Source organism: Pseudomonas sp. USTB-Z, from assembly GCF_019691255.1.
GTDB classification, from domain to species: domain Bacteria; phylum Pseudomonadota; class Gammaproteobacteria; order Pseudomonadales; family Pseudomonadaceae; genus Aquipseudomonas; species Aquipseudomonas alloputida.
Window position 1 is genome coordinate 18,793 of record NZ_JAECZP010000008.1, and the last position, 26,339, is coordinate 45,131.

A 26,339-nucleotide genomic window follows, 5' to 3' on the forward strand; every position below is an offset into this window, starting at 1 on the left:
CCAAAGCCTCATTGTTTCAGCTTCGCTTGCCGCTTGCGGCGACCTTCGGGAGCCCAATCAAGTGCCCCGACGCGCCATAGGTAGACAAGACCTGCCAACAGAATTGCTATGAAAACGAGTGCTTCGACGAATCCGGTCCAGCCGCTTTCGCGGACGGACACAGACCATGCAAAGAGAAAGAGGGCTTCGATATCGAAGATCACGAACAGCATCGCGACCAGATAGAATTTGGCGGACAGGCGCAGGCGCGCGCTGCCTACGGGCAGCATGCCGGATTCGAAGGGTTCGTTCTTGGCGCGGCCCCAAGCCTTGCTACCGAGCAGGCTGGACAGGCCGAGCATGAAGGCGCACAGGCCGACGACACCCAGGAGGAAGATGGCAAAGCCCCAGTTGTGGGCGATGAGTCCTGCCGAATCGGACATGCTAGAAATCCTTATACAGAGACCCAGCTCTGCAGTCTGAAATAAGTGTAGAGCGGCGACTTGGCGTCGCACATGCAGTGACCAAATGTCGCAGCCGGATCAATCGGGCTGATTTTATGGGTAAACCTGGTGCAAGTAAAATTTCTGTCGCAAATTTATTCGTAGGATTAAGTACAAAAACCGTTCGTAACTGGCTGAGAGCCTTGAAATTCGGGCATTACGCGCGGTTTTGTTAATTATGTTTCTTGCTGCAGGTAACGAATTGCAACTCCTGTAATGATAATTAATATCATTTGAGCTGCTGCCGTTGAATTTGGCTCTTCTGTGCCTTGTAAAGTTCATCTGGCGATTCCCCCTACTTGCAATTGCAAAAAACCCTTGTTCTAGCAGCTCTCGGTCCTGCGTGCACCGCTCTGGGTCAATACTTTATCGGTTGAGCGATGACTGACTGATGAAGCGATGGCCCATTGGCCGAGCCAGTAGGCGAGGATGATCAGGTACGGTGCGGCGGCGAACGGGCTGACGAAGCGGTCGATGCCGATCAGGCTGTCGGAGAACACGAACAGGCCGGCACCCAGTGCTGCCACTCCCCCGCAGGCCAGTGCGCGCCAGAGCATGGCGCTGATGGCCAGGGCGTAGAGCGCTACCGGGATCAGCAACGGGCCGAGGCTGTGGCTGGCCAGTACACCGAGCAGCGCGATGCCCGTGATTGCGCTGAAGATCAGTGCGGGCAGGGCGGGGCGCAGGGTAATGCCGCAATAGCCGCGCAGGTAAGCAAGGTGGGCACAAAGGAAAGCAGCCAAGCCGAACACGAACAGGTCGGCGGGGATGGCCAGCAGGATGTCGCCGAGTACCGAGAAGGCCAGGCCGATCGAGATCCATGTGCGATAAGGCGAAACCGGGGTGCTGCGCAGCCAGGCAATCAAGGCCAGCACCGGGATGGGTTTGGTCATGAGGGCGAGCAGGGTGTTGTCGCTGGCCAGTGCATATAGATAGAGGGCAGCGGCGGTCAGGGCGAGAATCATCAGGTGGCTTGGACGAGGCATGGGCGGTCCTTGCTGCTGGGCTGCCACAAGCATAGCCCTGATCCGGGGTTTTGCTGCGGCCTGTGCCGGCCCTTTCGCGGGTAAACCCGTTCCTGCAGCGGCCTGCGCCCAATCGCCGATGTGTGTCTCCTCCCGATTAGTGTAGGAGCGGGTTTACCCGCGAATACGGTAGCGGCGGCAACGCTGAACGGCTGGTAAAAATTGGCCAGCAGCCCCGGCCCTTTCTCGGGTAAAAACAAAGGCCCGGAGCTTTCACAAGCCCCGGGCCTTGTTCAACCGCAGCCCACTATCAGTGGAACTGCTCTTCCTCGGTCGAACCGGTCAGTGCAGTCACCGACGAAGCGCCACCCTGGATCACGGTGGTCATGTCGTCGAAGTAGCCAGTGCCCACTTCCTGCTGGTGCGCCACGAAGGTGTAGCCCTTGCTGGCGTCAGCGAATTCCTGCTCCTGCAGCTTCACATAGGCGGTCATGTCGTTGCGGGCGTAGTCGTGCGCCAGGTTGAACATGCCGTGCCACATGTTGTGGATGCCGGCCAGGGTGATGAACTGATGCTTGTAACCCATGGCCGACAGTTCGCGCTGGAACTTGGCGATGGTGGCGTCGTCCAGGTTTTTCTTCCAGTTGAAGGAAGGCGAGCAGTTGTACGACAGGATCTGGTCCGGGTACTCCTTCTTGATCGCCTCGGCGAAGCGACGGGCTTCGTCCAGGTCCGGCTTGGCGGTTTCACACCAGATCAGGTCGGCGTACGGGGCATAGGCCAGGCCGCGGGCAATGGCCTGATCGAGGCCGGCACGGACCTTGTAGAAGCCTTCGCGGGTGCGCTCGCCAACCACGAACGGCTGGTCGTACGGGTCGCAGTCGCTGGTCAGCAGGTCGGCGGCGTTGGCGTCGGTGCGGGCCAGAATGATGGTCGGTACACCCGACACGTCAGCGGCCAGGCGAGCGGCCACCAGCTTCTGTACGGCTTCCTGAGTCGGCACCAGCACCTTGCCGCCCATGTGGCCGCATTTTTTAACCGAGGCCAGCTGGTCTTCGAAGTGCACGCCGGCGGCGCCTGCTTCGATCATGTTCTTCATCAGCTCGTAGGCGTTCAGTACGCCACCGAAACCGGCTTCGGCGTCGGCCACGATGGGCGCGAAGTAGTCGATGTACCCTTCGTCGCCCGGGTTCTTGCCGGCTTTCCACTGGATCTGGTCGGCGCGGCGGAACGCGTTGTTGATGCGTTTGACCACGGTCGGTACCGAGTCGACCGGGTACAGCGACTGGTCAGGGTACATCGACTCGGCCGAGTTGTTGTCGGCGGCAACCTGCCAGCCGGACAGGTAGATGGCCTGGATGCCGGCCTTGACCTGCTGTACAGCCTGGCCGCCCGTCAGGGCGCCCATGCAGTTGACGAAATCTTTTTCGGGGCGGAAGGACGGGTGGGCACCTTCGGTGACCAGCTTCCACAGTTTTTCTGCGCCCTGACGCGCAAAGGTGTGCTCAGGTTGCACGGAGCCACGCAGGCGAACGACATCAGCGGCGGTGTAGGTACGGGTCACGCCTTTCCAGCGCGGGTTTTCGGCCCAGTCTTTCTCGAGGGCTGCAATTTGCTGTTCGCGTGTCAGTGCCATGGAAATAAACCTCGTCGCATCGATCTTGGGTTAATTGTGCTGATGCTCGGAGCAGATCAGGTGCCTGGCGGCTGTCCTGTTCGCAGGAATGCGGCGGCGAACGCGAAGGCTCGAAGGGGAAGGGTGGGCAGACCAGGCGAAGGTGTGCTCCGGCAGGTCGGCTCGTGGTTGCCTTGCTGCGGTGCGACGCGATTGCCAGTACTGCGGTGATGCGCTTCCGTCCCTCGGGACAACTTCTTCGTTGCAGTCGCAATCCCGTCGAACCGCCTTGTGGGCCGTATAGACACGAGGCGCCTCCAGGGGTGGGAGGAGCACGCCTCGAAGGCCCTTGCCAGGGCCCCTGATTAGCGGGAGCGAGGCCATCATGCCCTTGGGAAAAAGACCCTGTCAAATGTTTTGTAGTGCTTTTTTGTACTTACTACATCTTTGGTCTAATGCGACTTGGCAGTCAGTTTCAAGGCCTTTGGTCGAAGCCTTGAATTGCCTGGTATCAGTCAACAAGGTCGACTTTGACCCGCAATGTCATGTTTTCACCCCGTTGGGTGCTGTACGTATGGCTTGATGCGCTGCGATCGGCTTGGCTCTGCTGGTTGAACCCCGCCAGGGTGATCCACTCGCCGAGCTTGCCCGTGACTGTCGTGTCGGTACTTTGTACTTTCACTACATCTGCACGTTCATGGCTGATACGGTCATTATTGCTGCTTATTTGCAGACGAACCGTTTCGCCGCTCAGGCTGGGGGTCACGTAGAAGCCTTGGGTCACGTTGCGGTATTCGGTGTTGCTCTGAATGCGCCCATAGCCGTCTGTGCTGGTGCTGGTAATGGGGATGCTCTGGCCTACCTGGATCAGTGCCGGTTGCCCTTCGCTGGCTTGTACCTGCTGCATGCCGCCGTCGCGGTTGCTGGTGCCGTAGTGAATGACGCGTGCGTTGCCGCGGTTGTCCTGGAAGTTGCTGTCGTTGTTGTCGACGCTGATCAGCAGGCGCTTGGGCGCGGTATCCAGCTGTTGCAGCAGGGCGCGCAGGTCGTCGATGCGCTCGGGGCTGGCGTTGACGATCAGTTTGTTCTCGAAGGCGCTGACCGTGCCGTCCTTGCCGATGAACGCCTGCAGGGCGGGCAGCAGTTCGGCGCTGCTGCGATGCTGAAGTGGCACCACCTCGGTGGCGGCATGGGCGGTGAGGCTGGCGACCAGCAACAGGGAGGTGAAAAGGGGGCGTAGCGGCATGTCCATGATCTCCGCAGGTGGAATCAACATGATGGCAAATTTGCTGACTTTTTGCCGGATCTGGATCACGCCGGCACTGTTGCGGACGGTCGTATTATCCTGGTTTATCTTGTAGGCTATAAATTATAGTAGGTAAGATAATTGAGGTTAATTGCATGTCTCCCGTTCGCCCGCTCCTTCGCCGTCATCAGTTGGCCACCGCACTGGCCCAAGACCTGGCCGGCGAGTCGTTGGTCGATTACAGCTCGGGCATGTTCCTGGCCGCGCCCCGGCGTACGGGCAAGAGCACCTTCCTCAACAACGACTTCATACCGGAATGCGTACAGCGCGGCTGGCTACCGGTTTACGTCGACCTGTGGTCGGATCGCGACGCCGCCCCTGCGCAGCTCATCAGCGGCGCCATCGGTACTGCGCTGGCCAGATTCGAAGGCGCGCTGGCCAGGACCGCGAAAAAGGCCGGTATCGACAAGATCAACCTGCTGCGCACCCTGAGCTGGGATTTCACCCGCCCGCAACTGCCTGCGGGTACTACCCTGGCCCAGGCGCTTGCCGTGTTGCATCAAGTGTCAGGGCAGTTGGTAGTACTGATCATCGACGAGGCTCAGCACGCCCTTAACAGCGAAGATGGCCTTAATGCGATGTTCGCGCTGAAAGCCGCGCGTGACCACCTTAACCGTGGCGACCGTCCGGACGGCTTGCGCCTGGTGTTCACGGGCTCTAGTCGCGACAAGCTGGCCAACCTGGTACTCAAGAGCAAGCAGCCATTCTTTGGTGCCAGCATCACGCCATTTCCGTTGCTGGGGCGTGAATATGTCGAATTCATCACCGCCTTGTGGAACCGTCGCCTGGCCGACAGTAACCAGTTCAAGGTAGAGGACCTGGCATACGCGTTCGAATTGGTCGGCCGGCGCCCGGAAATGCTCAACAAACTGTTGGCCGAAGTCAGTGTCGGCCTGGGTGAGGCGGGCAACCTGGGTGAACTGCTGCGCAATGGGGCGCTGAACCATCAAGCCGGGGTGTGGAGTGACTACGAAAGCGCTTGGAACGAACTTACGCCGTTGCAGCAGGCCGTGCTAGAGGTCATGGCCGAGCGCACGCTGGGCCGGCAGTCGTTTTCCCCGTTTACCGAGCAAACCCTGGTTGAGGTCAGCCGCAAGCTGGAGCAGGCCCAGGCGGTAGCCAACGTCAACACGGCAAACGTACAGAAGGCCCTTGATGCCCTGCGCGACAAGGAGCTGGTGTGGAAGGCCAATCGTGGCGAGTACGCGTTGGAGGATACTGCCATGGCCGAATGGCTCGCCCGCGACCAGGCAGTTGTCAGCCACAGGTGAACCTTTGAGGTGCCCCGTAAGTCGCACTCACAGGGAGCGCGTGGGGTGATTGCATGAAGGGTGTCCTGATCTTGCTGTTATGGCTTTGCAGTCTTGGTGCACAGGCTGCAGCGGACACGCTGCGCATCAAGCAGCTGCAGCGTTGCGGCGACTTGTTCAGCGATAGCCAGCAGCGATGGTGCCTGCGTGTCGAAGGGCTCCGGGCAAATCTGCCAACGGTATGGCTCGGCGGTACGCGGCTGTCAGAAGCCGATATCGAGCGCCAAGGTGACCGGCTAACGCTGAAACTGGCGAGACAAGCCCAGCGCAGTGCCCCGCTCTGGCTGGCCGATGGCGGCCGCACCAGCAACCCGGTATGGCTGAGCCGCCAACGCAGTCATGTGATCGCCGCAGGGCCCGATGAAGTGGCGAAGAACATGGATGGCCTGACCACCTATGTCGATCTGGTCAGCCTGTTGATCGAAGAAAAATACGACGGCCTCGACGAGGCCCGGCGCATCGCCGGCAAATACGGCGCCCAGGTTGTCGGTGCCATACCGCCGCTGAATGTCTACCAGCTGCGCTTGCCGGTAGATGACCTGGTGCAGCGCGATGCGATGGTCCTGCGCATGGGCAGTGAAGTCAGTGTGGATGCCGTGATTGTCGAAGAGTCCGGCCCCGAGCGCGGGGAGGAGGGCAATGGGCGCAGCACCCGGGCCATCGACCAGGCGGACGAATGGGCCGCCAACCGCTTCATGGACGCGCTGTATTTCTACCGGCGCCGGATTGCCGCTTCTCGCTTGCCGGTGAAGCCCGTGCGGGTCGGGGTAATCGAGCGCGAAGTGGACTTTGACGCCCCGGGGTTCAGCCATTATCGAGGGGGCTGCGAACAAGGCCAGACATGCCTCTACGCTCGCGACGGTAATCGCCCGGCAAGCCACGGCAGCCATGTCGCAGGCATTCTCGCTGGGCAGGGTGAGGGCTTTTTGCCAGGGCTGGGCAAGCACAGCCCTGGCTTCGAGGTGGTGGTAGAGCGCAACTCGGATGCCGGTATCACCGCCAACATCGCTGCCTCGGTGAACCTGGTCGAAGATGGCGTGCGGGTGCTGAACTGGAGCTGGGGCATTCACCGGGTCGGGGCACGCAATGTGAAGGGTGATGAGGTCGATTCGCTGGTGCGCTCCGGGCTGGCAATGAGTGGCTACGAGGAGTTACTTGAGGAGTTCTTCCTCTGGCTGCGCAAGGAGCACCCTGATGTGGTCGTGGTGAATTCGGCGGGCAATGGTGCGTCCTGGTCGGGGACCGATGAATATCGCCTGCCTTCGTCATTCATCACCGAACAATTGCTGGTGGTGGGCGGGCATCAGCGCAGTGACAAGGCTACGGCAGTTGAAGCCCACGATCACGTGCGCAAGCGTCACAGTTCCAATATCGACATGCGCGTGGACGTCAGTGCTGCTGCCTGCATACGCCCAGTGTCTGCCGAGGCTGCGCATTGCGGCACGTCGTACGCAACACCCTTGGTGACTGCCACTGTGGCGACGATGCTGTCGATCAACCCGGCACTTACCCCGGAACAGGTGCGCATGCTGTTGCGGCGCAGTGCCTTGACCCTGGGCGCCGAACAGGATTTTGAAGCGATGGATGCCGAAGACCTGACGGCGCCGATCCTGCCCTCAGAGCGTGGTGGCCGCCTGAACGACCCGGACCTGGGCCGTTCGGCGCGCCTGGACATGCAGCGTGCGCTGGACCTGGCCGTGCAGAGCCTGGAACGGGTGCGTTGAGCGGTGGCCGCTGTCAGACAAATTCCGTAACATCGCGCCCCTCGTTTTTCTAACGTCCGTCAGGACTGCACCACAGGAAGCCCATGAAGCCCGCCCGACTACGCGCCGACCTGCTCGCCGGCCTTACCACCTCGTTCGCCTTGGTCCCCGAGTGCATCGCCTTTGCCCTGGTGGCCCACCTCAACCCGCTGATGGGCCTGTATGGCGCGTTCATCATTTGTACCCTGACGGCGCTGTTCGGCGGGCGGCCGGGGATGATCTCAGGCGCTGCCGGCTCGATGGCGGTGGTGATCGTCGCCTTGGTGGTGCAGCACGGCGTGCAGTACCTGCTGGCCACGGTGCTGCTGGGCGGTGTGGTGATGATCCTGTTCGGCCTGCTGCGTCTGGGCAAACTGGTGCGCCTGGTGCCATACCCGGTCATGCTTGGCTTCGTGAACGGCCTGGCCATCGTCATCGCCATGGCTCAGCTGGAGCATTTCAAGGACGGCGAACACTGGCTCAGTGGCACGCCGCTGTACCTGATGATCGGCCTGGTCGCGCTGACCATGGCGGTGGTTTATGTGCTGCCGAAACTGACCCGTGCGGTGCCGCCGGCCTTGGTGGCGATCCTCGGTGTTGGCCTGCTGGTGTACGTGCTCGGGCTGCCTACCCGCACCCTGGGCGACATGGCGCATATCGCCGGTGGCCTGCCAGGGCTGGCGCTGCCGGAGGTGCCCTGGAATCTGGAAACCCTGAAGATCATCGCCCCCTACGCGGTGCTGATGGCCATGGTCGGCCTGCTGGAAACCCTGCTCACCCTCAACCTGACCGATGAGATCACCGAGAGCCGTGGCTTCCCGGACCGCGAGTGTGTGGCATTGGGCGCTGCGAACATGGTGTCGGGCCTGTGCGGCGGCATGGGCGGCTGCGCGATGATCGGGCAGACGGTGATCAACCTCAGCTCCAATGGCCGGGGCCGGTTGTCGGGGGTAGTGGCCGGGGTAATGATTCTGCTGTTCGTGCTGTTCCTGTCGCCGCTGATCGAGCGCATTCCCCTGGCGGCGCTGGTTGGGGTGATGTTCGTGGTGGCCCAGCAGACCTTTGCCTGGGCGTCGTTGCGGGTGTTGCACAAGGTGCCGGTGAATGATGTGCTGGCGATCGTGGCGGTGACCGTGGTCACGGTGCTCACCGACCTGGCCATGGCAGTGCTGTTCGGTATCATCATCGCGGCGCTCAACTTTGCCTGGCAGCATGCGCGGGAGCTGTATGCCGACACCCATGAGGACGCGGAGGGCGGCAAGCGTTATCAGCTGCATGGCACGCTGTTCTTTGCCTCGACCACCTCGTTCCTCAACCAGTTCGACACGGCCGGGGACCCGGCCCAGGTCACGCTGGATTGCCAGCATTTGAGCTTTGTCGACTATTCGGCGGTTGCGGCGCTGAAAACCCTGCGCGAGCGCTATGCCAAGGCGGGCAAGCATTTGCGCGTGGTGCATTTGTCCGAGCGGTGCAAGAAGCTGTTGAAGCGGGCGGGCGAGCAGCACTGAAAACTGTTGGTGTCTGTGTCGGTTTCTTCGCGGGTAAACCCGCGCCTACGGGGGATCGCATACCCCTGTAGGCGCGGGTTTACCCGCGAAGAGGCCGGCACAGGAGAACTGCTTACTCTCCGCGGCTCTTCTTGACGATGCCATCGGCAATGCTCGCCGGGGCCTCGGCATAGCGGGTGAACTCCATCGAGAAGCTGGCCCGGCCCTGGGTCATCGAGCGCATCGAGGTGGCGTAGCCGAACATTTCACCCAACGGCACTTCGGCACGTATCACCTTGCCAGCCGGTGTTTCATCACCGTCCTGGATCATGCCGCGACGTCGGCTCAAGTCGCCGAGGATGTCGCCCTGATATTCCTCGGGCGTCACCACCTCTACCTTCATCACCGGCTCCAGCAACACTGCGCCGCCTTTCTGCGACAACTGCTTGGTGGCCATTGACGCGGCGATCTTGTAGGCCATCTCGTTGGAGTCGACATCGTGGTACGAGCCGTCGAACACGGCGGCCTTGAGGTTGATCAGGGGGTAGCCGGCAAGCACGCCGTTCTTCATTTGCTCTTCGATACCCTTCTGGATTGCCGGGATGTACTCGCGGGGTACCACGCCGCCGACGATCTCGTTGATGAACTCCAGGCCTTCTTTGCCTTCATCACCGGGGGCGAAACGGATCCAGCAATGGCCGTATTGGCCACGGCCACCGGACTGGCGCACGAAACGCCCCTCGATCTCGCAGGTATTGCGGATTTTTTCCCGGTAGGCCACCTGCGGCTTGCCGATGTTGGCCTCGACGTTGAACTCGCGGCGCATGCGGTCGACGATGATGTCCAGGTGCAGCTCGCCCATGCCCGAGATGATGGTCTGGCCAGTCTCTTCATCGGTACGCACGCGGAATGAGGGGTCTTCCTGGGCCAGCTTGCCCAGCGCGATCCCCATTTTTTCCTGGTCGGCCTTGGTTTTCGGCTCTACTGCGACGGAAATCACCGGGTCGGGGAAGTCCATGCGTTCGAGAATGATCGGCTTGTCCATGTCGCACAGGGTGTCACCGGTGGTCACGTCTTTCATGCCGATCAGCGCGGCGATATCGCCGGCACACACGTCCTTGATTTCTGCGCGCTGGTTGGCGTGCATCTGCACCATGCGGCCGATGCGTTCCTTCTTGCCTTTGACCGAGTTGAGTACCGCATTGCCTGAACTGAGCACGCCGGAATAAACGCGGGCGAAGGTGAGGGTGCCGACGAACGGGTCGGTGGCGATCTTGAAAGCCAGTGCCGAGAACGGCTCTTTGTCGTCGGCGTGCCGTTCCAGGTGCTTTTCTTCATCGTCCGGGTCGGTGCCGCGGATGGCAGGAATTTCCGAGGGGGCGGGCAGGTAATCGATTACCGCATCGAGCATCAGCGGCACGCCCTTGTTCTTGAAAGAGGAGCCGAGGATGGTCGGCACGATTTCGTTGGCGATGGTGCGCTGGCGCAACCCGGCCTTGATCTCTTCGACGCTCAGCTCCTCGCCATCGAGAAACTTCATGGTCAGCTCGTCATTGGCCTCGGCCGCAGCTTCGATCATGTGCGCGCGCCATTCGTCGGCCAGAGCCTTCAGTTCGGCGGGGATTTCTTCTTCGCGGTAGCTGGTGCCCTGGTCGGCATCGTTCCAGTAGATGGCCTTCATCTTCACCAGGTCGATCTGGCCCATGAAGTTTTCTTCGCTGCCGATGGCCAGCTGGATGGGCACCGGGTGGTGCCCCAGGCGCTGATCGATCTGCTTGACCACGCGCAGGAAGTCGGCCCCCTGGCGGTCCATCTTGTTGATGTAGGCCAAGCGTGGCACGTGATACTTGTTGGCCTGGCGCCAGACTGTCTCGGACTGCGGCTCGACGCCGTCCGCGCCGCTGAATACCACGACCGCGCCATCGAGCACGCGCAATGAGCGCTCCACCTCGATGGTGAAATCGACGTGGCCTGGGGTGTCGATGATGTTGAAACGGTACTTGTGGGCGAACTGCTTGGTCGAGCCTTGCCAGAACGCTGTGGTCGCCGCCGAGGTGATGGTGATGCCGCGTTCCTGCTCCTGGGCCATCCAGTCCATGGTCGCCGCGCCATCGTGCACTTCGCCCATCTTGTGGTTGACCCCGGTGTAGAACAGGATCCGCTCGGTGGTCGTGGTCTTGCCGGCATCCACGTGGGCGACGATGCCGATATTGCGGTACAGCTCGATGGGCGTTGTGCGGGCCATGGCGGACTACCTGTGGGTGGACGGATTCCACCAAGTTAGCAGACCGGTGGAATCCTGCCCTGCCACCGGGCCGTCAGTCGGCCTGGGCTTGCAGCATCCACTGGCCATCTACTTCACGGGCCAGGCCGCTGGCCGGCAGCAAGGCCAGCAGGCGCGTGTGCAGGGCGGCCTCGGTGAAGGTCTTGAGGGTGGTCAGGTCCAGCGCGCCGACCAGGTTGAGATCAGCCTTGGTGTACGACAGCCAGGCTTTTTTCAACACCTGGGCGACGTCGCTGCCGGCGGTGGTGGCGAACCGGCGGTGCCACTGGCGGCCTTCGAAGGTGAAGTTGTGCGCGTGGCTGTAGGTGCTTTGGTCGGCGCCTTCTACGCAGCGGTGGCAGCGGCATGGGCCCTCGCCGAAGGCATTGCGCAGGTAGCTGTTGAAGTCCACGACGGGCTTGAGGGACAGGCGTTTGTCGACTTCGAACAGGTCGGCGATCAGGGGTTCTTCGGCGCTCACTCGGGATCCTCGTGTGGTGTGGCGTGCATCGGCGGGCACCCTAACAGATCGGGGCATTCAGATCACCTGTTGCAGGCCCGGCTCTTCCCAGGCAGACCCGCCCCGCACAGGTGCCCTGCATACCCCAAGCAACATGCGATCCCTGTGGGAGCGGGCGTGCCCGCGAAGAGGCCAGTAGAGACAACAGAGACGGCCTGCCGTACTCTACGCGCCCGTACGCCTATACACCCACCGAGGTAACCCCGTTTGAGCATCAAGTACCCGTACATCGCCACCGTGACCATCAGCGCTGAAGACCGTGGCGGAGATACCGAGGCTTCGGAAAACCCCAAGATGCGCGTGGGCCTGGAAGCGGTGACCGAAACCCTGAAGAAGGTGCATTTCGTCGGTACGCTCGCGGCCCCTGAGAAACCGGCCACGCACATTTGCGTGACCCTGGAGAACGGCCTGACCTATTACGGCCCGATCGTCAACGGCCATGCCGAACTGGAAGGCGGCTGGATCGCCTTCGAGTCCGACATGCTTACCCCGGAAGAACTCGGCCTGTAAGCCTCAGTTCAGTTCTGCCAGGCACTGCTCGAGGATATCCAGCCCTTCCTCGAGCACCTCGGCCTCGATGGTCAACGGCGCCAGCAGGCGAATGATGTGCCGCGCCTTGCCGCTGGGCATCAGCAGCAGGCCCTTGGCGCGGGCCGCTTCCATCACCTTGGCCAGTTGTGCCGGTGCCGGGCTGCCATCGGTATTGGCGAACTCGATCCCTCGCATGGCGCCCACGCCGGTCAGGCGGCCGATGTACGGGCTCAGGCCCGAAGCCTTCCAGCGCTCATAACGGCTGACGATGGCCTGTTCCTGCCGTTCACCCCAGATTGCTAGGTTTTCGTCGGTCATCTGCGCCAGGCTGGCCAAGGCCGCCGCACAGGCAATCGGGTTGCCTGAATAGGTGCCACCCAGGCCGCCCTTGGGCAGCGCCGCCATCAATTCCTTGCGCCCGACCACTGCACCCAGCGGCATACCGCCAGCGATGCTCTTGGCCAGCAGCAGCAGGTCGGGCTCGATACCCAGGCGCGGAAACGCGAAGCGCTGGCCGGTGCGGCCGAAGCCCGACTGGATCTCGTCGATGATGATCAGGATGCCACGCTCGTCGCAGAAGCGGCGCAGGGCCTGGGCGAAGGCCGGGTCCAGGGCAAGGAAGCCGCCTTCACCCTGCACCGGCTCGAAGATGAACGCCGCGACGTCCTCCACGGCCAGCTCGACGCTGAACAGGCGATCCATGGCCTTGAGTGCCTGTTCGCAGGTAACCCCGGTATCCGCGCCAGGGTAGGGCAGGTGGTACACCGGCCCGGGCAGTTCGCCGACCCGCTGCTTGTAGGGGGCGACCTTGCCATTGAGGTTCAGGGTGGCCAGGGTGCGGCCATGGAAGCCGCCGTCGAACGCGATGATGGCGCGCTTGCCGGTGGCGCCGCGGGCCACTTTCAGGGCGTTTTCCGCCGCTTCCGCGCCGCTGTTGGTGAGCATGCCGGCCAGTGGGTAGCTGACTGGCACAAACTGGCTCAGTTGCTCCATCAGGGCCAGGTACGGGCCGTGAGGGGCCGCGTTGAAGGCGTAGTGGGTCAGGCGGGTGGCCTGAGCCTGGATGGCCTCGACTACAGCGGGGTTGCAGTGGCCCAGGTTGAGCACGCCGATACCGCCGACGAAGTCGATGTAACGTTTGCCGTCAGTGTCCCAGACTTCGGCATTACGGCCATGGGAAAGTGTGATCGGGTGAACGATGGCAATGGATTGGCTGATACTTTCCTGGTTCATGGGGGCACGCGGACCTTGTTCGAGTTTCTTATTATCCAAGCGTGTCGGCGGGTTATTCCGCAAACGAATTATTCGATTGCGATCATTCCATGGATTCGTGATCTGGCCGGTTTTTTGGGTTGGCTGTGCCGGCCTCTTCGCGGGCAAGCCCGCTCCTACCAGAGGCCGGGGCAGGTCAAATCAATCGCCTTCAGCCACCCGCTCCCGGATCCACTGCACGAAGGCCCTGATCTTGGGCACTTCGGCCGCATGCTCGGCATGCGCAATGAAGTGCCTCCCGTTGCTTGCCACAGAGTGGTCCCAGGCCACCACCAGCTTGCCTTCGCTCAGCTCTTCGGCCACCAGATAGCGGGGAATCAGGGCTATGCCGCAGCCGGAGATGGCCGCGCGGATACACAGGTAGAACGTGTCGAAGCGCGGCCCGTGGTAGCTGTTCTGGCTATGCAACCCAAGCCCCAGGAACCACTCATGCCAGGCCTCCGGCCGCGACACGCATTGCAACAGGCGGTGCTCAGTCAATGCCTGGGCGCTGTCGAAACGGTGGCTGGCCAGCAGCTGCGGGCTGCACACCGGCACCACTTCTTCGCTGAACAACTCGATGCAGGTCGCCCCGGGCCAGGTGCCCTGGCCGAAGAAAAAGGCGACGTCAGCCTTGGCCTGTACCAGGTCGAATGGCTCCAGCTCGTTGCGCACATCCAGGTGAATGCGTGGGTAGCGGTCACCAAAACCCTTGAGCCGGGGCACCAGCCAGCGGGCGCCGAAGGTCGGCTGTGTGGCGATGCGCAGCACTTCGGTTTCGTCGCCGTAGCTGAGGATGTAGCGGCTGGATATGTCGATCTGGGTGAGGATCTTGTTCACTTCGGTGAGGTACAGCGCGCCGGCCGGGGTCAGGTGCAGGCGCCGGCGAATGCGCTGGAACAGCGAGTGCGAGAGCATGTCTTCAAGCTGCGCGACCTGCTTGCTGACGGCGCTCTGGGTCAGGTGCAGTTCCTGGGCCGCGCGGGTGAAGCTGAGGTGGCGAGCGGCCGCTTCGAAGCACTGAAGGGCGGTGGTCGAAGGCATCAGGCGTTTGGACATGACGGGCGAATACCGAGCAAAAAAGGAAGGAGTTCATTCCATAAAGGAATTATGTGGTTCGAAAAGGTCGTTTGTTGACCCCGGCCTATAGATTAATACTGACCTGGATCAACGATTACAACCGGTCATGCGAAGAGGAGGTCAATACCCGCTTCGGTCATCTGCAAAAAACAACAACAACACACATCAGAAATTTATAAGAATTCTGCTCAGACCTTCAGCCGCTTTGCTGCGGCCGACCCATTCGAGGGTTCTTCATGGCTTCGCAAGACAACAAGAAACAGCGCTCACTGCAGCACGGCCTGACTTCCCGTCAGGTTTCCATGATCTCCATTGCCGGCATCATCGGCGCCGGGCTGTTCATCGGGTCCTCCAACGCCATTGCCACCGCCGGCCCGGCCATCCTCATCTCCTACGCCATGACTGGCCTGCTGGTCTTGCTGGTGATGCGCATGCTGGGTGAAATGGCCATCGCAAACCCCAACAGCGGCTCTTTTTCCACCTACGCCTCGGAGGCCATCGGGCCTTGGGCGGGCTTTACCATTGGCTGGCTGTACTGGTGGTTCTGGGTGTTGATCATTCCGGTGGAAGCCATTGCCGGTGCTGACATCCTGCATGCCTACTTCCCTGGCGTGCCGTCCTGGCTGTTCGCCTTCCTGATCATGCTGGTGCTGTCGGGCACCAACCTGGTCAGCGTGAAGAACTTCGGTGCTTTCGAGTACTGGTTCGCGTTGGTCAAGGTGGTCGCGATCATTGGCTTCATCGGGGTGTGCACCTTGGCGGTGTTCGGTTTCTGGCCGCTGGCCGAGGTCTCCGGGGTCAGCCGACTGTGGGACAGCGGTGGTTTCATGCCCAATGGGTTCGGGACGGTGCTTGGGGGCGTGCTGATCACCATCTTCTCGTTCTTCGGTGCCGAAATCGTCACCATCGCGGCGGACGAAACCGCCAACCCGAAAGACAAGATTCGCCGCGCCACCAACCTGGTGGTGTACCGCATCGCCATCTTCTACCTGGCGTCGATCTTCCTGGTGGTGTCGCTGGTGGCCTGGAACGACCCCGGGCTGAAAGCCGTAGGGTCGTTCCAGCGTGTACTGGAAGTGCTGAACGTGCCGGGCGCCAAGTTGCTGGTTGACCTGGTGGTGCTGGTGGCGGTGACAAGTTGCATGAACTCGGGGCTGTACACGGCGTCGCGCATGCTCTATTCGCTTGGTGCGCGTGGCCAGGCGCTGAGCGTGACCAAGCGCATCTCCGGTTCCGGCGTGCCGACCGTGGCAGTGATCTTCTCGACCCTGGCGGGTTTCGCTGGCTGCCTCGTCAACTATGTGTTCCCGGGCAAGGTGTTTGGCTTCCTGCTGTCGACCACTGGCGCCATCGCTTTGCTGGTGTACCTGGTCATTGCCGTGTCGCAGCTGCGCATGCGTGCCCGTGCCGAGCGTGAAGGGCGCCCGCTGGAACTGAAGATGTGGCTGTTCCCATGGCTGACCTGGCTGGTGATCGGCACCATCGTCATGGTGCTGGGCTACATGCTGTTCAGCGACGCCTACCGCTATGAGACGCTGATGACTGCCGGGGTGACCGCGTTCATCCTGCTGGTTTCACTGACCCAGCGGCGTACGAAGATGGTTGCCCAGACGGTCTGATGTTTCTGCTTTAATGGGGGCGTTGCGCGCCCCCATTCCAACAAGCACAGGAAGCGTATGACTGAGCACACCCTTTCCCTTCAAGCCCTCGCGGCCCCTGAGGGTACTTGCTATGGCTGCGGCTGTTCCCACCCCAGCGGCCTGCACCTGCAAAGCCACTGGGACGCCGACGGTGTTCACCTGGTGTGCCGGCACTCGCCCGACAGCACCTTCATTGGCTGGCCTGGCCTGGTTTACGGTGGCCTGCTGGCGATGCTGGTCGACTGCCACTCCAACTGGACGGCGATGGCCTACCACTACCGTAACGAAGGCCGAGAACCGGGCAGCCTGCCGCGTATCGACTGCGTTACCGGCACGCTCAACCTGACCTACCTGAAACCTACGCCGATGGGTGTCGAGCTGTTGCTCAAGGCGCGTGTCGAAGGCGAAGTGGGGCGCAAGAGCCGGGTCATCTGCGAAGTCTGGGCAGAGGATGTACTGACGGTGACTGCCGATTCCGTGTTTGTCCGCGTCGATACCGAAAAGCTCAAGCTCAAGGCCCACGGCCAGGCCTGAGCTGCCAACGCTGATGAGTGGTCGGTGATGGTCAGCGGCTGGGGATGTCTCTAGAGTGACAGGCTCATTCCCTTGGCAAGGTTGATCATGACCGAACTCAGTGCTTTCCCCATTACCCGCAAATGGCCCGCCAAACATCCCGAACGCCTGCAGTTGTACTCGCTGCCGACGCCCAACGGGGTGAAGGTGTCGATCATGCTCGAAGAGATTGGCTTGGCTTACGAGGCGCACAAGGTCAGCTTCGACAACGATGACCAATTGAGCCCCGAGTTCATCTCGCTCAGCGCGAACAACAAGATCCCCGCCATCCTCGACCCGAACGGGCCGGGCGGTCAGCCGCTGCCGCTGTTCGAGTCGGGGGCGATCTTGCAGTACCTGGCGGAGAAGAGCGGCCAGCTGCTCAGCCAGGACCCCGCCCAGCGCTACCAGACCCTGCAGTGGCTGATGTTCCAGATGGGCGGCATCGGGCCGATGTTCGGCCAGGTCGGGTTCTTCCATTTCTTTGCGGGCAAGGAATATGAAGACAAGCGCCCGCGCGACCGCTATGTCAACGAGTCCAAGCGGCTGCTGGGCGTGCTGGATCGGCATTTGAAAGGTCGGCAGTGGATGGCTGAGGAATACAGCATTGCCGACATCGCCATCTTCCCTTGGGTGCGCAACCTGGTGGAGCGCTACAACGCCCGTGACCTGGTGGGCTTCGACCAGTTCAAGGAAGTGCAGCGCGTGCTGGCGAATTTCCTCGAACGGCCAGCCGTGCAGCGTGGCCTGAAAATCCCGGGCTGATCAACCTGTGTAGGGACAACCGCCTTGTGCAAACGTTGAAAGGCCTGCGCGGTCGCCCGTAGGCCGGCCCTGCTGGCCAATCTCCACCCGCCGTTCACGGTTGCCGCCGCTACCGTATTCGCGGGTAAACCCGCTCCTACAGAAGGTGGCGTACGGGTTCAGAAGATGTGGTTCAGCAGCCAGTACAGGCTGCCAGCCAACAGCATTGCCGCTGGCAGGGTCAGCACCCAGGCCATCAGCAGATTGAACAACGTGCGTTTCTGAATCCCCGACCCATTGGCGACCATGGCGCCGGCCACCCCCGAACTCAGCACATGCGTGGTCGACACCGGCAACCCGAACATATCCGCCGCGCCAATGGTGCACATCGCCACCACTTCAGCCGATGCGCCTTGGGCATAGCTGAGGTGGGTCTTGCCGATCTTCTCGCCAACGGTGACCACAATACGCCGCCAGCCAACCATGGTCCCCAGCCCGAGCGCGATGGCTACAGCCACCTTCACCCACAACGGAATATAGCGGGTGGCGTCGTCCAGCTGGGCCTTGAACAACAGCACTTGGCTGCGGGTGTCGGCATCGAATGTCACCAGGTGGTTTTTCTCCATGAGGCGGATGGCTTCACTGGTCAGGTACATGTCGTTGCGCACGTTGGCCATGGCTTCAGCCGGTACGCGTTTGAGCGAGCCATAGCCTTTGACCTCTTCGCCGATCATCCCGGTCAGCGCCGCCAATGCCGGTACCAGGTGCGGGCTGGCCTTGGGCTGGGCAATGAACAGGGTAAGCACCTGGCGCGGGTCATCCGGGGCCGCTTGCGGGTTGCTGCGTACCAGTGCCTGGCGGGTCACCTCGGCGACGGCGGAAAACTGCAGGGCCTGCGCGTTGGGCATGGTCTTGTTCAGCGCATAGGCCATCGGCAGGGTGCCGACCAGAATCAGCATGATCAGCCCCATGCCTTTCTGGCCATCGTTGGAGCCGTGGGCAAAAGAGACCCCGGTGCAGGTCAGAATCAGTAGGCTGCGGATCCACCACGGTGGCGGTGTTTGGCCTTCCGGTGCCTGGTAAAGCGCCTTGCGTTTGACCAGCGCGCGCAGGGCCAGCAGCAACAGGGCTGCGCAAGCAAAACCAATCAGCGGTGAGAACAGCAGGGCATAACCCACCTTGCTGGCCTGGGCCCAGTCCACGCCGCTGGTGCCGTCACGCCCATGCATCAGCGCATTGGCCACGCCCACGCCGATGATCGAGCCAATCAGGGTGTGCGAGGACGATGCCGGCAGGCCCAGCCACCAAGTGCCAAGGTTCCAGATGATCGCCGCCAGCAGCAGGGCGAAGACCATGGCGAAGCCGGCCGAAGAACCCACCTGTAGAATCAGTTCTACCGGTAGCAAGGCGATGATGCCGAAGGCCACCGCGCCACTGGAAAAAAGCACGCCCAGGAAATTGCACAGCCCAGACCACACCACCGCTACCGGCGCCGGCAATGAATGGGTGTATATCACGGTGGCTACCGCGTTGGCGGTGTCGTGGAAGCCGTTGACGAACTCGAAGCCCAGGGCAATCACCAGCGCCAGGCCCAGCAGAAGGAACGGTGTGGCCGTGGTGATGACCGTACCGCTTGCGGTCACATCCTGCTTGAGGCTCCAGGCGGTGTAGGCGATACCCGCCAGCAGCAGGCTGAAGAACAACGTTAAGGTGGCACGCCCAGGTTTGTGGGAGAGCTGCGGGCGAGCGTCGTGTTTGGCCAGTAGTGGGCCGCTGGCCACTGACGGGGTTGCCATGGGGGCTCCGGTTGGCGTTGGGCGAAAGTGCCGAAGGCCTTGAGCATAGAAACAATTCGTAACCCGGCCGTGACCTCGATCAATGAATTATCTAGGCTCAAGACGGACGGTAATGGCAGGAGACGCCCATGATTCGCTGCAAACGTTTCTATGATGCGGTTGAGGATGAAGATGGCCAGCGTGTGCTGGTCGACCGCCTTTGGCCGCGCAACAAGCGCAAGGAAGACCTCCATGGGCAGTGGTTGCGCGAAGTGGCACCTTCGAATGAATTGCGTAAGGCGTTCCATCAGGGTGAAGTGGATTTCGCCGGTTTTACCCAGCGGTACCAGCAAGCGCTGGCGGCCCACCCCGAACACTGGTACCCGCTGCTGGACATGGCCAGGAAGGGGACGCTGACATTGCTTTATGCCGGCAAGGACAGCGAGCACAACAATGCCCGGGTGCTGGCCGACTGGTTGGAAAACGAACTGGACAGGTGTGGCCCTGGCAGTTCGCCAGTGTGTTATGCCCAATGAGCGCGATGCGATGCCCTTACAGTTGATTCCCGCCCAAGACATCCACTGCACCTTCGCCCGTAACCTTACGCGCCGCGCCATGTTGCCCTACTACCGTGAATTCGACCTGCTGTGGATCGAGGACGCCTTCGACGCGGCCTGGGGCTGGCGCGAGCAGTGGCTGGTGATCGAAGGCGACACGCTGTTGGGTTTTTGCAGCCTCAGCCAGGACCGCCAGGCGCTGTTCATCCGCGAGTTGCACCTGTTGCCTGAGTACCGTGGGCGAGGGGTCGGTAGCTGGGTGCTGGAAGAACTGGCGCTGTGGGCCAGGCAGCGGCGCCTTCCCCTGTTGCGGCTGATGGTGTTCCGCAGCAACCCGGCCCGCCTGCTGTACCAGCGCCATGGCTTCATCGAAATGGGTGAAGACGAATGCTTTGTGCGGATGCAGCGGGATATCAACGTAGTAGCTAAATGATGGCTTGTGGCGACCGCAGAGCATGGGCATAGTGGATCCACACCTTTACGGCTGCCTGCAGGCGGGCAGGCCGTACTTGAGAGGATAAGGGAAAAGGAGAAGCCCCTATGAACGGAATCGGTCCACGGCTGCGGGAAGAGCGTGAGCGGCTGGGTATGACCCAGCGTGTATTTGGCGATATCGGTGGCGTCGAGCCCAACGCTCAGGGCAAGTACGAAAGCGGTGAGCGCACGCCGCGGCTAGATTACCTGGCGGCATTGGCGACCCGGGGCGTGGATGCGTTGTATGTCCTCAGCGGCCTGCGCACCCCGGCAGCACACGAAGGTTTGAACACGAATGAGTCCGGTTTGCTGGGGGCTTTTCGGAAATTGCGGTCGGATGATCAGGCGGCGCTCTTGCACCTTTTGGGGCGGTTGGCCAACGACGCCAAGCCCCGGCAAATAGTGCGGCCTCTCACAGTCGAACGTCAGTCGTTTCTGACGGAAGCAATGCGTTAGGCCCACCGTGAAAAATTTTGTTAAGGTGGCGGGATCCAATCGCCCTGCTGACGAGGTGTGTGCTTGATTAGGGTCTTAGTGGTCGATGATCACGATCTGGTACGAACCGGTATTACACGCATGTTGGCCGACATAGACGGCCTGCAGGTGGTGGGTGAGGGAGATTCCGGCGAGTCGGCGCTGAAACTGGCCCGGGAGCTGAAACCGGACGTTGTGCTGATGGATGTGAAAATGCCCGGCATCGGCGGCCTGGAGGCCACCCGCAAGCTGCTGCGCAGCCACCCTGACATCAAGGTAGTAGCGGTGACGGTGTGCGAGGAAGACCCGTTCCCCACACGCTTGTTGCAGGCCGGCGCTGCCGGCTACCTGACCAAGGGTGCAGGCCTTGACGAAATGGTTCAGGCCATTCGTCTGGCCTTTGCCGGCCAGCGCTATATCAGCCCACAGATCGCCCAGCAGTTGGCGCTGAAACCGTTCCAGCCGCAGGGCTCGCCGTTCGACGCGCTGTCCGAGCGGGAAATCCAGATTGCCCTGATGATTGTCGGCTGCCAGAAAGTGCAGATCATCTCCGACAAGTTGTGCCTCTCGCCCAAGACCGTCAATACTTACCGTTATCGGATCTTTGAAAAACTCTCGGTCACCAGCGACGTCGAATTGACCTTGCTGGCCGTTCGCCACGGTATGGTTGACGCAAGCCTGTAAAACCTCATGTCCCAAGTCTTTGATGCCAGCGCATTCCTGGCGACCTGCAGCGGTCGCCCGGGCGTTTACCGGATGTTCGACGGCGAAGCCCGGCTACTTTACGTGGGCAAGGCCAAGAACCTGAAGAAGCGCCTGGCCAGCTATTTCCGCAAGGCTGGCCTTGCGCCTAAGACCGCCGCGCTGGTTGCGCGCATCGCCCAGGTTGAAACCACCATCACCGCCAACGAAACCGAGGCGTTGCTGCTGGAGCAGAACCTGATCAAGGAGTGGCGGCCGCCTTACAACATCCTGCTGCGCGACGATAAGTCCTACCCCTACGTGTTTCTGTCCGATGGCGAGTTCCCGCGCCTGGGCATTCACCGTGGGGCGAAAAAGGCCAAGGGCCGTTACTTTGGCCCGTACCCCAGCGCCGGGGCCATTCGCGAAAGCCTCAGCCTGCTGCAAAAGGCCTTTTCTGTGCGTCAGTGCGAAGACAGCTACTACGCCAACCGCACCCGGCCATGCCTGCAGTACCAGATAAAGCGCTGCAAAGGGCCCTGCACCGACCTGGTGACTGCCGAGGAATACGCAGAGGACGTGCGCCATTCGGTGATGTTTCTGGAAGGGCGTAGCCAGCAACTGGGCAATGAGTTGAACGCCGAGATGGAGAAGGCCGCCATGGCCCTCGATTTCGAAAAAGCCGCCGAGCTGCGTGACCAGATCGCCTTGTTGCGCCGCGTGCAGGACCAGCAGTACATCGAGGGCGGCAGCGGCGATGTCGACGTCATCGCCGCCTTCGTCAACCCGGGTGGTGCCTGTGTGCACCTGATCAGCGTGCGCGGCGGGCGAGTACTGGGCAGCAAGAACTTCTTCCCGCAGGTGGGCATCGAGGAGGAGGTGGCTGAGGTCATGGCCGCGTTCCTGTCCCAGTACTATCTGGGCAACGCAGAGCGCGAGCTGCCCGGCGAGTTGATTGTCAACGTTGTTCACGAAGACTTCAACGCCATCACCGAAGCGCTGCACACGCTGCGTGGCCGCGAACTGACCATCAGCCACCGGGTGCGTGGCACCCGCGCCCGCTGGCAGCAACTGGCCGTGACCAATGCCGAGCAGGCGCTGAATGCCCGCCTGGCCAACCGCCAGCACATGGCTGCGCGCTTCGAAGCCCTGGCCGAAGTGCTGGGCCTGGATGAAGTGCCGCAACGCCTGGAATGCTACGACATCAGCCACTCCAGTGGTGAAGCGACCGTGGCCAGTTGCGTGGTGTTCGGCCCCGAAGGGCCGATCAAGTCCGACTACCGCCGCTTCAACATCGAAGGCGTCACCGCAGGTGACGATTACGCGGCCATGCATCAGGCCCTGACCCGCCGCTATGGGCGCATCAAGGACGGCGAGGGCAAGCTGCCCGACGTGCTGCTGGTGGACGGCGGCAAGGGCCAGCTGAACATGGCCCGCGATGTGATGCAGGCGCTGGGCTTCACCGACCTGACCCTGCTGGGTGTGGCCAAGGGCGTTACACGCAAGGCGGGTTTCGAAACCCTGTACCTGAACGATGTGCATCATGAATTCACCCTCAAGGGCGATTCATCGGCGTTGCACCTGATCCAACAGATCCGCGACGAAGCCCACCGCTTCGCTATCACCGGCCACCGCGCCCGCCGTGGCAAGGCCCGTCGAGTCTCCAGCCTTGAAGATGTGGCCGGGGTAGGGCCCAAGCGCCGCCGCGACCTGCTGAAACATTTCGGCGGCCTGCAGGAGCTCAACCGCGCCAGTATCGATGAAATCGCCAAAGCCCCCGGCATCAGTAAAAAGCTTGCCGAGTCGATTTATGCCAGCCTGCATAGCGAGTAGAATGCCGGGCTCAACTTGCAGCCAGTCGTACCGATGAATATTCCAAACCTGCTCACCGTTCTACGCGTCCTGCTCATTCCGTGCTTCATTCTGCTGTTCTACATGCCCTATCAGTGGAGTTACATGGCCGCCAGCAGCGTATTCGCCGTAGCCGCCGCCACCGATTGGCTGGACGGCTACCTGGCGCGTCGACTGCAGCAGAGCACGCCGTTCGGCGCCTTCCTCGACCCGGTGGCCGACAAGCTGATGGTGGCAGTGGCCCTGGTGCTGCTGGTGCAGACCCACGCCAACTTCTGGCTGACCCTGCCCGCCGCGGTCATCATCGGCCGCGAGATCGTGGTGTCTGCGCTGCGCGAGTGGATGGCTGAGCTAGGCGCGCGGGCGCATGTGGCGGTGTCCAACCTCGGTAAGTGGAAGACTGCGGCGCAGATGCTGGCGCTGGTGATCCTGCTGGGCAACCCACCGGCGGTGACCTTCTGGGTGATCCTGGGCTACGGACTGCTGCTGGTGGCAGCGGGGCTGACGCTGTGGTCGATGGTGCACTACCTGCTGGCCGCCTGGCCGCACCTGCGCGAAGGCTCGGAAAAAAAATAAAAGTTTTTTGAATCAAGGGGTTGACGCTGTTTTAGAAATCGCTAGAATGGCACCCATCACGACGCGGGAATAGCTCAGTTGGTAGAGCACGACCTTGCCAAGGTCGGGGTCGCGAGTTCGAGTCTCGTTTCCCGCTCCAAATAAAGATCTACAGGTTTCACTCGAAGTCTGTAAGTCGTTGAAAAAAGGCCCTTCGGGGCCTTTTTTCGTTCGAATGCATTCTGCCTCAATCCCCTCCCTCCACGAAATTCAAGTACAAACACCACAACGCGGCGCCCTGGCCGTGACGCCGTGGGCTACCTGGACATATCGCTGATCACGTCAGCGGGCATTTCAAAAATCTCGGGTGCGCTCAACAGGTCCACTGCGGACAGCAAGGCATCGGGATCGATTGGGTCTTCCAGGATCAGGGTGTGCTGGGTGTGATTGTCGGTCAGGCGCAGCGTGGGGGTGGCGTTGAATCCGTTCTCCAAGGCTTGCGCTTTTTGCGTGTCCACGACTTGGGCAGCCCGTTCGCCGGCCAGGCAGCGTTGCAGGGACGGGCCGATGTCCGGATAGTCGTGTCCAGCAGCCAACCCACGGCCGTTGCCTTGGGTATGCAGGTAGACCCAGAGCATCGCCCCCCAAACGCCTTCGCGACCCTCTCGCTGGCCCATGCATTCGATCAGTCGCGCTTCCCGACTGGCGGCCGGTTCATGCTGGGGGAGGGGCAGGTGATGCCAGGCCAGGTTGACGTGATCGTTGGTGACGATCCAGCGCTGCAATTGCGGCAGGTAGGCCTGGCAGTGCGGGCATTCAAGTTCGGCGTAGAGGGTGAGGGTGAAGCGCGCTTCGGGGTTGCCGTAGATCCGCGGCGGGCCATCATCGGCGGTGGAGCGAAAAGGTAGCGGCAGCCACCAGCACAGTGCCAAAACCGCGGCTGCGAGCCAGCCGCAGGCCCACTTTAGGTTGGTTGCACTCATCCGTTTGCGCATGTTGTTGCTCCTGGCAATTCCAGATCGAACGGCTCGAAACCGTTGAGCCGTCTCCATCCTGAGTCATGCGGATGGCGGCATCGAGTCCACTGATGCCGAGTTGCTGCATGAGGCTATGACGCTGGCTTGCTCTTCAGGTTCCGTCATCGCCAGTGCCAGATATGAACGGGTGGCACGGTGCGGAACAACGGCTCCACCTTTGTTTCAACGATGGACGCCGCGGGGTTAAACGCTTTCGATCGAAGTGGCGCCGCGGCGGTTTGGAAGTAAATTCACATAATCTCCCTCTACCCCTTGAAACGCATAGCCTGCAGGCAGCATGCGTCAGCGCAGGTGCAAGCCTGAACCTGGGAAGCCCTGCTCAATCAGCCAGCTTTTCTGAGCTTCGGTTTTGCTGGCGAGGGGATTCGCGGTTTGATTCCTCAGGTAGGCCAAGGCGAATCGGGCAAGCGGCTGAAGCGTTACTCTCTGGTCCTGGGCCCTTGTCTTGCGTATCTGGATTGACGCACGAATCAACGGATTTTCCAGGCGATGACGGCGAGCAGATGATTGTGCAGGTTCTTAAGGAGCATGGCATTCTCGCTGATGTTTGCCATTTCCACTTTGGACCGCCCCCTATCCTGAGCGAGTTTACTGGGTGCAGTACGGACAGTCCGACTTGCCTAAGCGCTGATCAAGCCCAGAACCCAACCAGCACCAACGCCGCCACGCCCAGCCCGACCGCAACCGAGCAGCCGCCCAGCGACAGCGCCGCCCGGCCTTGCCGATACCAGCCGTCATGGCCCAGTTGCCGTGCCGGCACCAGCAGGCTGCGCCACCGCAGTTCCGTATCGTGAAACGCTTGCAAGTTTGCCGTATCGGCATCCAGCCAGCGGCGGAAGTCGATACGCTCGCACGCCGTCACCTGCGGGCTCTGCAAGCGCACATACCATTGCCCGGCCACGCTCGCCAGCACATCCCGGCGCGAGCGGCCAGCCTGCAGCGCCTGGCCCATGTTGCGCTCGATAGTCGCCAGTGGCAGGTCAAGGCGCGCAGCGATGCTGGCGAAGTCCAGCTGATCGAGGCGGTTGAGCAGGAATACTTGCTGTACGCGCCGTGGTAGCCGCTTCAGTGCATGCATCAGGGCATCGTCGGCATCGTGCTCGGCAGCAGGAGTGGGGTGCTCAAGGGGCAGCAGCAGACGGGTCATGGACAGCTCCTTGCTCTGTAAAGGGGAGGAGGGGGCATCTTCCTTGATGCGGAAACAGCGTAGGCGAAACGAGATTGATTCTCAAGTGCTGATTCCGCAAAGTTTTGTAACGAGCGTTCACGCCCTGAAACACCTTTGCTATCATGCGCGCCATCACGATCTTCATTAGCCTGAAGAGCCAAAAAAAAGACCCGGCAAAAAAGCCGGGTCAAAAACCGTGATTAGCCTGATGAGGAGATAATCTGAGAGCGACCTAAGCTTTCAGGTTATCCAGCGGATCTCGCGATCAGCTGAGTGCAA

General features: G+C 61.5%; 24 protein-coding genes and 1 tRNA gene. 14 read left to right on the forward strand and 11 right to left on the reverse strand.

The annotated features are described in order from the left end of the window. Positions 1-8: 8 nt before the first annotated feature. From I8746_RS11285 to I8746_RS11300, 4 genes are all read right to left on the reverse strand, one after another. Complete coding sequence (locus tag I8746_RS11285) at positions 9-422, reverse strand: NADH-quinone oxidoreductase subunit A (protein WP_003251427.1); 414 nt, start codon at positions 420-422, stop codon at positions 9-11. A 383-nt stretch (positions 423-805) separates the two neighbouring features. Continuing rightward, positions 806-1,468, reverse strand: a complete 663-nt coding sequence (locus tag I8746_RS11290) for a lysoplasmalogenase (protein ID WP_221100694.1) — start codon at positions 1,466-1,468, stop codon at positions 806-808. Positions 1,469-1,757: 289 nt separating this feature from the next. Next, a complete protein-coding gene (gene aceA, locus I8746_RS11295; protein WP_012051772.1) occupies positions 1,758-3,083 on the reverse strand; it encodes an isocitrate lyase in 1,326 nt (441 codons plus the stop codon). 490 nt (positions 3,084-3,573) lie between these two features. Next, the gene (locus tag I8746_RS11300; protein WP_173879731.1) at positions 3,574-4,338 is read right to left on the reverse strand and encodes a secretin N-terminal domain-containing protein; all 765 of its coding nucleotides are present in this window, start codon (positions 4,336-4,338) and stop codon (positions 3,574-3,576) included. Positions 4,339-4,463: 125 nt separating this feature from the next. Here I8746_RS11300 and I8746_RS11305 point away from each other — a divergent pair, with 125 nt between their 5' ends. The 3 genes from I8746_RS11305 to I8746_RS11315 all read left to right on the forward strand — a co-directional run bounded on the left by I8746_RS11305 (position 4,464) and on the right by I8746_RS11315 (position 8,928). Further along, on the forward strand, positions 4,464-5,639 hold the full coding sequence (locus tag I8746_RS11305) for a hypothetical protein (protein WP_221100695.1): 1,176 nt from the start codon (positions 4,464-4,466) through the stop codon (positions 5,637-5,639). A gap of 53 nt (positions 5,640-5,692) precedes the next feature. Further along, complete coding sequence (locus tag I8746_RS11310) at positions 5,693-7,402, forward strand: S8/S53 family peptidase (protein ID WP_221100696.1); 1,710 nt, start codon at positions 5,693-5,695, stop codon at positions 7,400-7,402. An 83-nt stretch (positions 7,403-7,485) separates the two neighbouring features. Next, positions 7,486-8,928, forward strand: a complete 1,443-nt coding sequence (locus I8746_RS11315; protein WP_003251409.1) for a SulP family inorganic anion transporter — start codon at positions 7,486-7,488, stop codon at positions 8,926-8,928. 112 nt (positions 8,929-9,040) lie between these two features. Here I8746_RS11315 and fusA read toward each other — a convergent pair whose 3' ends face one another. Together fusA and I8746_RS11325 are read right to left on the reverse strand one after the other, a co-directional pair. Then, the gene (gene fusA / locus I8746_RS11320) at positions 9,041-11,152 is read right to left on the reverse strand and encodes an elongation factor G (protein ID WP_014755922.1); all 2,112 of its coding nucleotides are present in this window, start codon (positions 11,150-11,152) and stop codon (positions 9,041-9,043) included. A 73-nt stretch (positions 11,153-11,225) separates the two neighbouring features. Next, entirely contained in the window at positions 11,226-11,651 is a 426-nt protein-coding gene (locus I8746_RS11325) for a hypothetical protein (protein ID WP_014755923.1), read from the reverse strand. Positions 11,652-11,897: 246 nt separating this feature from the next. On the opposite strand from I8746_RS11325, the gene I8746_RS11330 reads away from it, so the two are divergent. Beyond that, entirely contained in the window at positions 11,898-12,200 is a 303-nt protein-coding gene (locus tag I8746_RS11330) for a hypothetical protein (protein WP_014590324.1), read from the forward strand. A gap of 3 nt (positions 12,201-12,203) precedes the next feature. Here I8746_RS11330 and I8746_RS11335 read toward each other — a convergent pair whose 3' ends face one another. Continuing rightward, a complete protein-coding gene (locus I8746_RS11335) occupies positions 12,204-13,454 on the reverse strand; it encodes an aspartate aminotransferase family protein (protein WP_221100697.1) in 1,251 nt (416 codons plus the stop codon). A 180-nt stretch (positions 13,455-13,634) separates the two neighbouring features. Beyond that, complete coding sequence (gene gcvA / locus I8746_RS11340) at positions 13,635-14,531, reverse strand: transcriptional regulator GcvA (protein WP_221100698.1); 897 nt, start codon at positions 14,529-14,531, stop codon at positions 13,635-13,637. 257 nt (positions 14,532-14,788) lie between these two features. Here gcvA and I8746_RS11345 point away from each other — a divergent pair, with 257 nt between their 5' ends. From I8746_RS11345 to I8746_RS11355, 3 genes are all read left to right on the forward strand, one after another. After that, on the forward strand, positions 14,789-16,171 hold the full coding sequence (locus tag I8746_RS11345) for an amino acid permease (protein ID WP_003251396.1): 1,383 nt from the start codon (positions 14,789-14,791) through the stop codon (positions 16,169-16,171). Between the two features lie 57 nt (positions 16,172-16,228). Beyond that, positions 16,229-16,726 carry a PaaI family thioesterase gene (locus I8746_RS11350; RefSeq protein ID WP_014755926.1) on the forward strand — a complete coding sequence of 166 codons (498 nt, stop codon included), beginning with the start codon at positions 16,229-16,231 and terminating at the stop codon, positions 16,724-16,726. Positions 16,727-16,813: 87 nt separating this feature from the next. Next, the gene (locus I8746_RS11355) at positions 16,814-17,509 is read left to right on the forward strand and encodes a glutathione S-transferase N-terminal domain-containing protein (RefSeq protein WP_003251392.1); all 696 of its coding nucleotides are present in this window, start codon (positions 16,814-16,816) and stop codon (positions 17,507-17,509) included. 158 nt (positions 17,510-17,667) lie between these two features. On the opposite strand, the gene I8746_RS11360 is transcribed toward I8746_RS11355, so the two are convergent. After that, positions 17,668-19,284: an inorganic phosphate transporter gene (locus I8746_RS11360; RefSeq protein ID WP_017148209.1), complete on the reverse strand. Its 1,617-nt coding sequence runs from the start codon at positions 19,282-19,284 to the stop codon at positions 17,668-17,670. A 128-nt stretch (positions 19,285-19,412) separates the two neighbouring features. Here I8746_RS11360 and I8746_RS11365 point away from each other — a divergent pair, with 128 nt between their 5' ends. The 7 genes from I8746_RS11365 to I8746_RS11395 all read left to right on the forward strand — a co-directional run bounded on the left by I8746_RS11365 (position 19,413) and on the right by I8746_RS11395 (position 24,015). Then, on the forward strand, positions 19,413-19,799 hold the full coding sequence (locus I8746_RS11365; RefSeq protein ID WP_221100699.1) for a DUF488 domain-containing protein: 387 nt from the start codon (positions 19,413-19,415) through the stop codon (positions 19,797-19,799). Positions 19,800-19,809: 10 nt separating this feature from the next. Beyond that, positions 19,810-20,253, forward strand: a complete 444-nt coding sequence (locus I8746_RS11370; protein ID WP_012051782.1) for a GNAT family N-acetyltransferase — start codon at positions 19,810-19,812, stop codon at positions 20,251-20,253. 107 nt (positions 20,254-20,360) lie between these two features. Continuing rightward, a complete protein-coding gene (locus I8746_RS11375; RefSeq protein ID WP_012051783.1) occupies positions 20,361-20,750 on the forward strand; it encodes a helix-turn-helix domain-containing protein in 390 nt (129 codons plus the stop codon). 63 nt (positions 20,751-20,813) lie between these two features. Beyond that, entirely contained in the window at positions 20,814-21,452 is a 639-nt protein-coding gene (uvrY, locus tag I8746_RS11380) for a UvrY/SirA/GacA family response regulator transcription factor (protein WP_003251380.1), read from the forward strand. A gap of 6 nt (positions 21,453-21,458) precedes the next feature. Further along, complete coding sequence (gene uvrC / locus I8746_RS11385; RefSeq protein WP_003251376.1) at positions 21,459-23,282, forward strand: excinuclease ABC subunit UvrC; 1,824 nt, start codon at positions 21,459-21,461, stop codon at positions 23,280-23,282. A gap of 33 nt (positions 23,283-23,315) precedes the next feature. Further along, on the forward strand, positions 23,316-23,876 hold the full coding sequence (gene pgsA, locus I8746_RS11390; RefSeq protein WP_003251374.1) for a CDP-diacylglycerol--glycerol-3-phosphate 3-phosphatidyltransferase: 561 nt from the start codon (positions 23,316-23,318) through the stop codon (positions 23,874-23,876). 63 nt (positions 23,877-23,939) lie between these two features. Then, positions 23,940-24,015, forward strand: a tRNA-Gly gene (locus I8746_RS11395). Between the two features lie 157 nt (positions 24,016-24,172). Here the strand turns inward: I8746_RS11395 and I8746_RS11400 are convergent. After that, positions 24,173-24,850, reverse strand: a complete 678-nt coding sequence (locus I8746_RS11400) for a DsbA family protein (RefSeq protein ID WP_004576451.1) — start codon at positions 24,848-24,850, stop codon at positions 24,173-24,175. A gap of 673 nt (positions 24,851-25,523) precedes the next feature. Then, complete coding sequence (locus I8746_RS11405) at positions 25,524-26,039, reverse strand: DUF4880 domain-containing protein (RefSeq protein ID WP_012051784.1); 516 nt, start codon at positions 26,037-26,039, stop codon at positions 25,524-25,526. Positions 26,040-26,339 lie beyond the last annotated feature (300 nt).

Excerpts from the sequence above, each read along its gene's own strand:
- I8746_RS11365 (WP_221100699.1), top strand. The coding sequence starts at position 19,413 with ATGATTCGCTGCAAACGTTTCTATGATGCGGTTGAGGATGAAGATGGC.
- I8746_RS11290 (WP_221100694.1), bottom strand. The coding sequence starts at position 1,468 with ATGCCTCGTCCAAGCCACCTGATGATTCTCGCCCTGACCGCCGCTGCC.
- uvrC (WP_003251376.1), top strand. The coding sequence starts at position 21,459 with ATGTCCCAAGTCTTTGATGCCAGCGCATTCCTGGCGACCTGCAGCGGT.
- I8746_RS11400 (WP_004576451.1), bottom strand. The coding sequence starts at position 24,850 with ATGCGCAAACGGATGAGTGCAACCAACCTAAAGTGGGCCTGCGGCTGG.
- pgsA (WP_003251374.1), top strand. The coding sequence starts at position 23,316 with ATGAATATTCCAAACCTGCTCACCGTTCTACGCGTCCTGCTCATTCCG.
- I8746_RS11300 (WP_173879731.1), bottom strand. The coding sequence starts at position 4,338 with ATGTTGATTCCACCTGCGGAGATCATGGACATGCCGCTACGCCCCCTT.
- I8746_RS11360 (WP_017148209.1), bottom strand. The coding sequence starts at position 19,284 with ATGGCAACCCCGTCAGTGGCCAGCGGCCCACTACTGGCCAAACACGAC.
- fusA (WP_014755922.1), bottom strand. The coding sequence starts at position 11,152 with ATGGCCCGCACAACGCCCATCGAGCTGTACCGCAATATCGGCATCGTC.
- I8746_RS11315 (WP_003251409.1), top strand. The coding sequence starts at position 7,486 with ATGAAGCCCGCCCGACTACGCGCCGACCTGCTCGCCGGCCTTACCACC.
- I8746_RS11355 (WP_003251392.1), top strand. The coding sequence starts at position 16,814 with ATGACCGAACTCAGTGCTTTCCCCATTACCCGCAAATGGCCCGCCAAA.
- aceA (WP_012051772.1), bottom strand. The coding sequence starts at position 3,083 with ATGGCACTGACACGCGAACAGCAAATTGCAGCCCTCGAGAAAGACTGG.
- I8746_RS11335 (WP_221100697.1), bottom strand. The coding sequence starts at position 13,454 with ATGAACCAGGAAAGTATCAGCCAATCCATTGCCATCGTTCACCCGATC.
- I8746_RS11285 (WP_003251427.1), bottom strand. The coding sequence starts at position 422 with ATGTCCGATTCGGCAGGACTCATCGCCCACAACTGGGGCTTTGCCATC.
- I8746_RS11405 (WP_012051784.1), bottom strand. The coding sequence starts at position 26,039 with ATGACCCGTCTGCTGCTGCCCCTTGAGCACCCCACTCCTGCTGCCGAG.
- I8746_RS11375 (WP_012051783.1), top strand. The coding sequence starts at position 20,361 with ATGAACGGAATCGGTCCACGGCTGCGGGAAGAGCGTGAGCGGCTGGGT.
- I8746_RS11370 (WP_012051782.1), top strand. The coding sequence starts at position 19,810 with ATGCCCTTACAGTTGATTCCCGCCCAAGACATCCACTGCACCTTCGCC.
- I8746_RS11305 (WP_221100695.1), top strand. The coding sequence starts at position 4,464 with ATGTCTCCCGTTCGCCCGCTCCTTCGCCGTCATCAGTTGGCCACCGCA.
- I8746_RS11345 (WP_003251396.1), top strand. The coding sequence starts at position 14,789 with ATGGCTTCGCAAGACAACAAGAAACAGCGCTCACTGCAGCACGGCCTG.
- gcvA (WP_221100698.1), bottom strand. The coding sequence starts at position 14,531 with ATGTCCAAACGCCTGATGCCTTCGACCACCGCCCTTCAGTGCTTCGAA.
- I8746_RS11350 (WP_014755926.1), top strand. The coding sequence starts at position 16,229 with ATGACTGAGCACACCCTTTCCCTTCAAGCCCTCGCGGCCCCTGAGGGT.
- I8746_RS11310 (WP_221100696.1), top strand. The coding sequence starts at position 5,693 with ATGAAGGGTGTCCTGATCTTGCTGTTATGGCTTTGCAGTCTTGGTGCA.